We start from the raw sequence: 9,724 nt of genomic DNA, 5'->3' as shown, positions 1-9,724 counted from the left end.
TAGCTAATTTAGGATAATTACATTTACGTCAAGGAGCTTAACTACACAGAGGCTTTGACTGTTTTCGGAGATGTCTATTCATGCACTGCGAGTTACCCCTGACATTACATCCGCAAGAGAGGCAATTAGTTGGGTAAATTGGGGAATCGACCCAGAAGAGTTTTCCCTCCAAACTTAAGTTATGATCGAGATGAATCAAGTATGTTAACTCATTCACTCTCTACACTTTGTCCTTAATCTCGATACTCTGCCTTTAAATCAAAATCTCAACTAGAAAATTTCGCCACACCACTCAACCCGCTATTCTTGCGCCCTTTTCCCACAAATTCCCCATCCGCTGCTGCAATTCCATCTAAAGCTCGATCGCCCGCTGCCCCTGACAGCAAATGAATTTGAATTTGATCCAACCGCGGCCCGGACACAGAAACAACCGTAAGCTCCACATTTCCGCACCGCCAAACTTCCCCAACAGCCGGCATTCTTTGCAACTGATAGCTCAGAAAACCTCCGATTGTCTGATATTCGTCAGTAACTGGCAAATCCACATTCAATATTTGATTCACATCATCTACATTTAACTGCGCTTGCACTAAATAAGTGCGATCGTCCAATACTTGCAAAGCAATTTCTTTACTGTCGGGCGACTCGTAGCTGCGACCGATAATTTCCGCAATCAAATCACTCAGCGTCACTAACCCGGAAATGCCGCCAAATTCATCGACAACGATCGCAATTTCTTCCGACGAACTCTGCATCAAAGGCAGCAGTTCCCCCAGCAGCATCATCTCCGGCACAAACCTCACCGCAGACATCCAAGTTACAATTGGCGTGTCGGGAGATAGCAAACCTTCAGCTAGGGGTTTCGCAAGTTGTTTGAAGCCAATAATGCCGATAATGTCGTCTAAAGAATCTCCCGTCACCGGATAGCGGGAATGGTTAGAAATCGCCATTTCGTCGAGCAAAGTTTGAAAGGTGGCCGTCTTCGGAAGTGCGACAATGCTAGGCCTGGGCACCATTACTTCTTGTACCCAAACTTCGCCAAATTCAAACACGTTGTTGAGCAATTCTCGCTTTTCTGCTTGCAAGCCGCTTGATTCGCTGGAAGTAGCTATAATTAATTGCAGCTCTTCGGGAGTAACCGGTCGGTGCCTGAGGTCGTATTCTATCCCCGCAAACCGCAAGAGCGATCGAGTGGATTGATTGAGAAACGACACAAAGGGATTGAACAAACGGGCAATCAATAAACTCGGAGGCCCTAAAGTTCTGGCTAGCTGTTCGGAATACAGTAACGCTACAGATTTGGGAAAGAGTTCGCCGAGTACGATTTGCAGATAAGCTAACAGGAAAAAAGTTACTATTGATATGCCCAAAGAATGGGCGATCGCAGACTTGATGTAAATTGGCAGTGGCAAACAGCCGATCGCAGCTTGGACTAGCACGGCGATCGTATCTTCCCCAATCCAGCCGAGAGCTAAACTAGAAAGAGTGATTCCCAACTGCATTGTCGAGAGCAATCGCTCAATACTGTGCTGTAAAGATTGAACAGTTAGAGCTGCAACGTCGCCGGCATCCACTAACTGATTGATGCGCGATCGGCGTACCGTCACCATCGAAAACTCAGCCGCCACAAAAAAAGCATTAATCGCAATCAGCAACAGCACTGACAGCAACCGCGACAGCACCTCTGTCAAACTCATCGCGGGTAAATCAGATATCTCCTGCACTCTCGCCCCTAAAAGTGACACAATGCTCCCTAAAAAAACTTTCTCGATCGAACCTGAGAATCTATCTGCAGGTTTGGTCTTCTTTTATTTTACTTCGCCACTGGAATGCCAGATATTTGCAACTGAAGTTTTTGACCTGGATAATCTGTCAGCGTCAGCGAAACTTCTTTAGCATTTTCCAGCAAAGCTGTGGGAATACTCACAGTACCGTAAAACACCTGCCCGTTGGGGGGCAGTTCCGACGGCAAATCCTCGGCAGTCGCGCTTAGGGCCCGGCCGCGATCGTCAGTGACGTTCAAGAAACTGTAGAGAAACCTCACAGCTTGGGAGCCTTCATTTTTCATGCTCACGTCTAGCAGCATGGAATTGCTGCGCTGACTGGCGGCGCTCACTTCCAAGGTAATTCCCCCGTCGCGACTGTTTAGAGGGAACTTGGCGCTGGCATTTGGCGCGGCAGGTTTTTTGGCCGTGGCTGGTTTAGAGCTTGCCTTGTCTGTTTTAGTATTTGCTTGAGCCGTTGTTTTTTCTGGATCGCGACCTTCTACCCGCGCTTTGACGGTTGTGAGAATGTCTTTTTCTTTCAAAATGCTCACTTGGTCTTTGCTAGCCTGAGTTCCCTGCTTGCCGCTGCCAGCATTGTTGCTGGGGCGAATATCGGGTTGAGTCGTTCCTTTCAAGGCTTCGCGACCTATAGTAAATCCCCAAACAGAACTCGTCACGCCTGCTCCAAACATCAGAGCTAGCAGAATTAGAGTCAGCACTACCGTCGAATTCACTGCCATTGCCTATAAGTTTATGCCGAGTCGTAGAAACTGCTTTGTCGGGTCGATCGGCTTCAGCACAGCGGCTAACAGGCGATCGGGACTCAGCAGATCTAAAGATTTTGATTTTTGTTCTCTAGTTCTAGCACGGACTGGGAAATTATGTTATAATTCATTTTGAGTTAGATCGAACAAATCGATTTAACGGCAGTTGGCCGAGCGGTTTAGGCAGCGAACTCATAATTCGCCCCAGGCAGGTTCAACTCCTGCACTGCCGATTTTTAAGAACATAGGACGCTCCGCGCGCGAAAAACCCCGTTTCTTCCTAGAGGCTTGTTTACCCAAAAGCCCCTATTCTGGTAGAAACCGGGTTTTTTACGTTGTCAGCGGGCGGAAACGAAGTATTTTGCTCAGTGATGGACGCAAAAAGTGGTTTGACGCGCTACTTACAGCGCACCCTACTTAGTTTATTTAGCTGGACTTTGTTTAACAGTCATTTGTGCCCAATCTAAAATCTAAAATCTAAAATCTAAAATCTAAAATCGTATTATCCCTTAATTAACTCCACTCCGTCGCGCCCGTCGAGCTCTTGAACGTAAACCTTAACTTGTTCTTCCTTTGCAGTCGGCAACTTTTTACCTGTAAAATCCGGCTGAATCGGTACTTCTCGGTGGCCGCGATCGACTAATACCGCCAACCAAATTTTCTCCGGCCGGCCGTAATCGTTTACCGCATTCAAAGCCGCTCTAGTCGTTCTGCCTTTATATATAACGTCATCTACCAACACCACGGTTTTGCCCGTCAAATCGAAAGGAATTTCTGTTTTAGCCGGTGTCCGCATCGCAACTCGATCCAAGTCATCTCGGTAAAAGGTAATATCCAAAGCGCCCACGCATACTTTGACTTGTTCGAGGACTTCAATTTGATCGGCCAAAATTTGAGCTAAAGGCACTCCTCTACTATGAATCCCCAACAGCACTAACTCCGAGGGGTTCCCTGATTTTTCGACAATCTGGGAAGCGACGCGGGTGAGAGTGCGCCTCACTTCATCTGGCGATAAAATTTGGATAATTTTAGTCATTGCTTGCTGCGAGCTAATTGTTGGCTGTTGGCATATCGAACAATTTGAGATTTGAGATTTGAGATTGTAGATGGACTTGACAGATGAATCTGGGGGTTTGAACTCAGGTCAAAACTTTTTTTTGCTCCTGTCGGTGGGTTATATCTCTCTTCTGCTGGGCTTACCCAGAACGGATGAAAAGCAGATGCTGCGATTGCAATGCTTGGAGCGCGAACAATGACATAAATACGTTATTTTATGCCTTTTGGACTGTTCGGGTGAGGTCATCAGTTAGCGGCTCAAACATAATAAGGTATAAAAAAGCAATGATAGTCCCAACCAAATCAGAAAGCAATACCGAGTTAATTGCAATGCTTGGCAAATTAGCTGGCCTGTAATCGGGTGAACCGGCTCGCCTAACAGCGGTTTGTGTTTGAGAACTCCACGATAGGAATTTGTACCTCCTAGTTGTACTCCCAAGATGGCGGCGTAGGCGCACTCGCTCCAACCGGAATTGGGACTGGCATCTTTAACAGCATCTCTCTGACAAATCTGCCAAATATAAATCGGTTTGCCAGATATAAGCGCTAAAGTAATCACTGTTAGGCGGCAAGGAATCCACGTCAGCACGTCTTCTAGTTTGGCACTAAACCATCCTAAATCAGTGTATGGCGCTTCTTTGTAGCCGACGGTAGAATCTAATGTGCTAGCTGCTTTGTAAGCGATTGCCAAGGGGACTATAGCATTCACCCACATCGAGTTAGGATCGATCGGGCGATCGGTAAAACTTAATAATAGATGCGGCAGAGCGAACCCAAGTAACGCATAAAATAGCGGTGCTGTCACACCATCGACTGCATTCTCTGTTACAGTTTCTAACAATGCTCGCAGAATTTCTGACTCGGATAAGTTTTCGGTATCCCGACCGACGTAAAGGCTCAACCGTTCTCGCGCCTTGACTAAATCTCCAACATTTAAAGGTGCTAGCACATCCTCTGCTGCCGCCCTCAAACTGCGACCGGCAAAACAGCTTGCCAGCAAAATGGTTTGTAGGGCTATACCTAAAAGAGGATGCACCCAACTAGCAGCTTGGACGATCGACCAACTGACACTATAACTGCCTAGAATCAGCCCGATCGCTAGTATTGTACCAGCACATCGTAGCAGCAGTTTGTGCCGGTCGCCAGCGGGACGATCCTCTGCTTCAGGCATTTTGCCTGCGGGATTATTCCATATATTAAAGACAAATCGAGTATAGCGGTCGATCGCCCAACCCATCGCCTGCACGGGATGCGGCCAACCCCAAGGATCGCCGATCGAATAATCTAATACCGCAGCTAAAATCAAAACAGGAAATTCATCCGGCATCATTATATATTTTGTCAAACTTGATAGTCCGTCAATCGATTTTAGATTTTAGATTTTAGATTTTAGATTTTAGGATTGAAGAAAGAGACCCCACCGATCGATCCGGAGGCTTGCGATGGGGAGCGAGGAGCTTTTTTCTCGCTCCACGGATGAATCCGGGGGCCCGAACCATCTTCCTTGATTGTCAGAGCAGGAGCGCTCGCAATGGTAGCGCAGGTTTTAACTACTCCTATCCTTGCGGACTTTAATTTTTTAGCTGCAATTTTAACTGCTGAGATTACTTTCGTCGCGGAGCAAGTGTACGTTCTCCTCCCAATTAACACCGTCAAAGGGTAGGATCTGAAAGTGTTTGATGGCATCTGAGTCAAGACAGCGGACGTTGACATCGAATTGATCGGGATGCGATCGGGGGCGATAGAACGAGTGAATACCGCAAATCCGACAGAAAATATGTTTAGCAGTTCCTGTATTAAACGTATAGGTGGTCAACACATCTTCGCCACTGAGCAATGTAAAACGTTCCGGCGGCACAATGAGGTGCAAAAATCCCTTCTTTTTACAGATAGAGCAGTTGCAATCAGATGCTTCGTGTTTGTCAACGGCGACACGGAAGCGGACAGCACCGCAGTGACAGCCGCCAAAGTAGTTAACAAGTGTTGTGTCCATGTGTGCTTGCTGGCGATCGAATAAATGAACTTACCATTTAAATGATAAAGCTAGTTTCTTCCCCAAGAGCCGCTTGCCAACTGCGGACATCATAGTATAAGTCTTCGAGGGAAATACTGTACAGCGCTTCGGCAAGTTTTTTGTGCAATCGGTTCCACAAACTGAATGTTACCCAGTCCTCTGCTTGCGTCGCATCGGGAAAATGTCGAGGTAAAGGTTCAATAGTTTCACCTACAGCCTCTAAGATTTGTCCTAAAGAGATTTGAGCGGGCTGGCGGGCTAATTGATATCCTCCTTGGGAACCCCGAACAGATTGGACTAAACCGGCTCGTCGCATTTCAATCAGCAATTTTTCTAGATACGGAGCCGGTAACTCCTGTCGCTTCGCTATCGATTTCACCGATGTCGGGCCGAAGCGAGGTTGCAAACTTAGATCCAGTAATGCTTTGACACTGTAGTGTCCGCGTGTGGTTAACTTCATGGGATTTTAAGAGGGGGGCAAATATTCAGCTAGCTGATAGGTGATAGCTTATGCTACCGAGTTTAGAGATTGCTCGCAGCGACTGCAGCTACTCCTCAAGAAAGACTACAGGTTGTTAAAAATATTTAGATAATAGTGGTTAACAATTGAGCCGATCGGTGTAATATGGTTTTACGACCAGCTATAAAGCTAAAGTTTCTTGGTCAAACCAAAAACCAACCGAGAAAAAATCCGTACACCAGTTGAATATTTCAGGACTCAGTAAATGGCTAAAAAGAAAAATATCGAACCCCTTGAAGGCGAAGATTTGATCAAAAAGGTCAAAGACCTAGAGAACCTTACCAAGGAAGAGAAAGCTAGAGCCTGTGGCTACTACACCGTTACCAAGAACGGCGTAGAACGGGTCAACATGATGAAATTCCTGAATGCGCTGATTGATGCAGAAGGCATTCAGCTAGATGGGAAGCAAAACGGCAACGGACGCGGCGGACGCTCAGCCAGCTATCGGATTAGCGTTCAATCTAACGGCAACTTACTGATTGGAGCCGCCTACACCAAACAAATGGAACTCCAGCCGGGAGATGAATTTGAAATCTCTCTGGGACGCAAGCACATTCACCTGCGCCAAATCGATCGAGAAGAAGAAGTATCCTAGGCCTTTACGACTTGCTTTGACTTCTTGCTTGAACTGGTTGGTTTGACTTCAAGCATTGACTTCAAGCATTGACTTCAAGCAGAGAGTTGGCTCTGAAATCTTTCTGTGAGCCTAAAACAGTATGGCTTCTATAGATGGCAATGGCTCGACAAAAGCCACTGCCACTGCTTTATATTTTCCGGGAATACCTATTCTCGACCCTCGCTATATCCGTTTGGACAAGCGGGGGATTTTCCGCGTAGCTGTTGAAGAGAAGTTCGGAAACGGATTGTGTAGCGGAGGTAACGGATTTAAGGCCTGGATGTTCAGCAGCGGATTTTATAACGCATTTAACTGATGGATGTTGAGTTTCCATGGTTGAGGTTCCAGCCAAGAATCTGGTTCGGTTGAGCTGCGAAACCGAACAAAGCAAGAAAATAGCGGAAGTATTCTCAGCCAAGAGTGCGTAATACCAGTAAAAAAAAATAATGTAACTGTCGGCAAACTCCAAAGCACGAGCTTCATCATTTCTCCCCAATTATTTAATCTAAAATCTCAAATCTAAAATTTTATAAGTCTCGTGCTCGCTCCTGATTTGTGCGTGTGGGGGACTTGTTTTGACGGGAAACCAACAGCCTCGATCGCCGGTAAGGGAAATTAGGAGCTGGAACAGTTAAAGTGTTAGGGAGCAATTAGTCACCAGCCTATGCCGTTGCCCCGATTCGCGAGCAAAACTTCTCAAAACCACATAAAAATCCCCCTGCGTCGCGTTATAGTGGCCTCTTTTGTGCTGCAAATCGCCGCCGCAGTTGGGATTGTCGGCTATCTGTCCTTTCGCAACGGACAAATAGTAGTCGAAGAGTTCGCCCAGAAATTGAGCGCGGAGACGGGGAAGAGAGTTGAAGAAAAGTTAACGGCTGTTCTCGAAAATGCCCAGTCGGTAAATCAACTTAACGCTGAAGCGATCGACCGCGCTGAATTAAACTTACAGTTAGAAAGGCCCCAGCCTCGGGGAGAGAAGTTCCTCTGGCAGCAAATGCGATCGTTTAAAAGCATTCAGTGGATTTCCCTCGGTGCTGAAAAATCAGGAGAATATCTCGGCATTTGGCGCAACCCTCACGATAACAGCTTGCAAATTGTCGCAGCGTCGAAGTCTACCAACTTTCAGAACATTTACTACGCTACAGACGGCAGAGGCACTCGCACCGCTAAATTAAAGGCACAACCGGCAACCTACGATGCCCGCAGACGCCCTTGGTACAAAGAAGTTGTCGCAGCTAACAAACCGATTTGGACGAGCATTTATCCGGGTTTTACTCCCGGGACTGTTTTTATTGCTGCCAGCCAACCGATTCGCGATCGAAAGGGTAAATTGCTGGGAGTTTGTGCAGTAAACTTTTCGCTCTCGGAGTTTCAGCAATATCTCCATCGCATCAAGCTTAGCAAAACGGGACAAATTTTCGCGATCGAACGATCGGGCTTGCTGGTTGCCAGTTCGAGTCAAGAATCACCCTTTAGAAAGATGTCGGGAAAGCAGGAACTGCAACGGGTGAATGTTTTAGACAGTCAAACTCCTGTCATTCGCACCGCAGCTAAATATTTGTACGAACACTTCGGGGGCTTTGGCGACATTAAGCAGCGGCAGCAACTGAAATTTAGCCGAGACGGGCAGGAATATTTTTGGGAAGTGCTGCCCTTTTCTGATAGTTACGGTTTGAACTGGCTGATTGCGATCGCAGTTCCCAAATCCGATTTTTTGGGGGAAATTAACAGAAATACCCAGAGTACAATTTTATTTTGTTTGGTGGCGCTGCTGCTATCGACAATTGCCGGAGTGCATACAGCTAGGTGGGTAACGCTGCCGCTGCGGCGACTTAACGAAGCAGCTAAAGATATTGCCGCCAGAGAGTTCGATCGCGCTGTTGCTGTCAGTAGGCTTGAGGAAGTCGGCGAATTAGCGCAGTCTTTCAACGAGATGGCAGCTCAACTGAAAAAGTCTTTTCAAGCTTTGGCAGAAAGTGAAGAAAAATTTGCCCAACTGGTAGAAAATTTGCCCGTTGGAGTCTCGGCGATCGATCCGGGCGGCGCAGTTATTTTCATGAATTCGGCGGGAGAGCAAATATTGGGTAGGGGAGAAATGCCGGATGCTACCGCACAAGAGCTAGCACAAGCTTATCAAATTTATATAGCAGGCACTAATCAACTGTACCCGGCCGAGCAAATGCCGTTTGTGCGGGCGTTGAGTGGCTTCGAGGTGATTGCTGAAGATATGGAAATTCGCCGAGACGGGCAAAATATTCGTTTGGATGTGCGAGCGCTGCCGGTGTTTGACGGTGCGGGCAATATCCTTTATGTTCTGACTGTTTTTAAAGATATTACGGCTCGCAAACAGGCAGAGCAAATATTGGCTGACTACAACCGAACCCTCGAAATTGAAGTAGTCGATCGCACGATCGAGCTAGCCTCGATCAATGCCCGCTTGCAAGTTGAAATTGAGGAGCGCCAGCAAGCTGAAAAAATTATCCGTCAAGAGCGGGACTTTAACTTAAAGATTATCGAAAATTCTCCGATTTTTTTTGTGGCGATCGACTCTGAGGGTAAAATCCTGCAGGTGAATGACTGTATGCTGCAAGCTGTGGGCTATACTGCTGCTGAAGTTACGGGGAAAGATTACTTAGCTACATTTGTACCCCCAAGCGATCGAGCCGGATTGCATTCGATTTTTGAGCGCGTAACAGCGAGCCAGCAAACGGTTAACGAACATCCCATTCTCACAAAGTGCGATTCCCTACGGGATAGCTGCGCTTCACGGACTTTGTTAGTCGAGTGGCACGGCATACCGGTGCTCGACGAAAGTGGCAGCCTGGATTTCTTGTTTGGATTTGGGATTGATATTGGCGAGCGCAAACAAGCACAATTAGTCTTGCAAAAAAGCGAAGCTCTGTTTCACAAATTAGGAATGAAAATTTAATAACATTAGCGTCTGCTAAATAGTCGGAACTGCACGATAATTCCATTTTGGTAGATATT

9 protein-coding genes, 1 tRNA gene and 1 pseudogene are annotated in these 9,724 nt (G+C 46.8%); 5 read left to right on the top strand and 6 right to left on the bottom strand.

What is annotated here, in order from left to right:
- Positions 1 to 76 precede the first annotated feature (76 nt).
- Positions 77 to 178, top strand: a pseudogene (locus QUA20_RS30860) (response regulator); the annotation flags it as partial.
- A gap of 88 nt (positions 179 to 266) precedes the next feature.
- On the opposite strand, the gene QUA20_RS30855 reads toward QUA20_RS30860, so the two are convergent.
- On the bottom strand, positions 267 to 1,745 hold the full coding sequence (locus QUA20_RS30855) for a hemolysin family protein (protein WP_333194099.1): 1,479 nt from the start codon (positions 1,743 to 1,745) through the stop codon (positions 267 to 269).
- A 68-nt stretch (positions 1,746 to 1,813) separates the two neighbouring features.
- Positions 1,814 to 2,506, bottom strand: coding sequence for a hypothetical protein (locus tag QUA20_RS30850; RefSeq protein ID WP_333194097.1), 693 nt, complete (start codon positions 2,504 to 2,506; stop codon positions 1,814 to 1,816).
- Between the two features lie 184 nt (positions 2,507 to 2,690).
- Here QUA20_RS30850 and QUA20_RS30845 point away from each other — a divergent pair.
- Positions 2,691 to 2,763, top strand: a tRNA-Ile gene (locus tag QUA20_RS30845).
- Between the two features lie 269 nt (positions 2,764 to 3,032).
- Here the strand turns inward: QUA20_RS30845 and pyrR are convergent.
- From pyrR to QUA20_RS30825, 4 genes are all read right to left on the bottom strand, one after another.
- Positions 3,033 to 3,566 (bottom strand): bifunctional pyr operon transcriptional regulator/uracil phosphoribosyltransferase PyrR, encoded by a 534-nt coding sequence (pyrR, locus tag QUA20_RS30840; RefSeq protein ID WP_172191320.1) that lies wholly within the window; start codon positions 3,564 to 3,566, stop codon positions 3,033 to 3,035.
- A gap of 270 nt (positions 3,567 to 3,836) precedes the next feature.
- Positions 3,837 to 4,916, bottom strand: coding sequence for an adenosylcobinamide-phosphate synthase CbiB (cbiB, locus tag QUA20_RS30835; protein WP_333194101.1), 1,080 nt, complete (start codon positions 4,914 to 4,916; stop codon positions 3,837 to 3,839).
- A 261-nt stretch (positions 4,917 to 5,177) separates the two neighbouring features.
- Positions 5,178 to 5,579 (bottom strand): GFA family protein, encoded by a 402-nt coding sequence (locus QUA20_RS30830; RefSeq protein WP_333194096.1) that lies wholly within the window; start codon positions 5,577 to 5,579, stop codon positions 5,178 to 5,180.
- 37 nt (positions 5,580 to 5,616) lie between these two features.
- On the bottom strand, positions 5,617 to 6,060 hold the full coding sequence (locus tag QUA20_RS30825; protein WP_006635345.1) for an Rrf2 family transcriptional regulator: 444 nt from the start codon (positions 6,058 to 6,060) through the stop codon (positions 5,617 to 5,619).
- Positions 6,061 to 6,325: 265 nt separating this feature from the next.
- Between QUA20_RS30825 and QUA20_RS30820 the strand changes: the two genes are divergently transcribed.
- The 3 genes from QUA20_RS30820 (at position 6,326) to QUA20_RS30810 (ending at position 9,665) form a co-directional block, all read left to right on the top strand.
- On the top strand, positions 6,326 to 6,715 hold the full coding sequence (locus QUA20_RS30820) for an AbrB family transcriptional regulator (RefSeq protein WP_172191324.1): 390 nt from the start codon (positions 6,326 to 6,328) through the stop codon (positions 6,713 to 6,715).
- Between the two features lie 121 nt (positions 6,716 to 6,836).
- On the top strand, positions 6,837 to 7,052 hold the full coding sequence (locus QUA20_RS30815; protein ID WP_172191326.1) for a hypothetical protein: 216 nt from the start codon (positions 6,837 to 6,839) through the stop codon (positions 7,050 to 7,052).
- A gap of 348 nt (positions 7,053 to 7,400) precedes the next feature.
- Complete coding sequence (locus QUA20_RS30810) at positions 7,401 to 9,665, top strand: PAS domain S-box protein (RefSeq protein ID WP_333194095.1); 2,265 nt, start codon at positions 7,401 to 7,403, stop codon at positions 9,663 to 9,665.
- The last annotated feature ends 59 nt before the right edge of the window (positions 9,666 to 9,724 follow it).

This window comes from Microcoleus sp. Pol7_A1, from assembly GCF_036701085.1.
GTDB classification, from domain to species: Bacteria; Cyanobacteriota; Cyanobacteriia; order Cyanobacteriales; family Microcoleaceae; genus Microcoleus; species Microcoleus asticus.
This window is presented reverse-complemented; position numbering and strand designations above follow the sequence as displayed.

Coding starts and splice junctions, on each gene's coding strand:
- QUA20_RS30825 (WP_006635345.1), bottom strand. CDS start 6,060: ATGAAGTTAACCACACGCGGACACTACAGTGTCAAAGCATTACTGGAT.
- QUA20_RS30815 (WP_172191326.1), top strand. CDS start 6,837: ATGGCTTCTATAGATGGCAATGGCTCGACAAAAGCCACTGCCACTGCT.
- QUA20_RS30830 (WP_333194096.1), bottom strand. CDS start 5,579: ATGGACACAACACTTGTTAACTACTTTGGCGGCTGTCACTGCGGTGCT.
- cbiB (WP_333194101.1), bottom strand. CDS start 4,916: ATGATGCCGGATGAATTTCCTGTTTTGATTTTAGCTGCGGTATTAGAT.
- QUA20_RS30850 (WP_333194097.1), bottom strand. CDS start 2,506: ATGGCAGTGAATTCGACGGTAGTGCTGACTCTAATTCTGCTAGCTCTG.
- pyrR (WP_172191320.1), bottom strand. CDS start 3,566: ATGACTAAAATTATCCAAATTTTATCGCCAGATGAAGTGAGGCGCACT.
- QUA20_RS30810 (WP_333194095.1), top strand. CDS start 7,401: ATGCCGTTGCCCCGATTCGCGAGCAAAACTTCTCAAAACCACATAAAA.
- QUA20_RS30820 (WP_172191324.1), top strand. CDS start 6,326: ATGGCTAAAAAGAAAAATATCGAACCCCTTGAAGGCGAAGATTTGATC.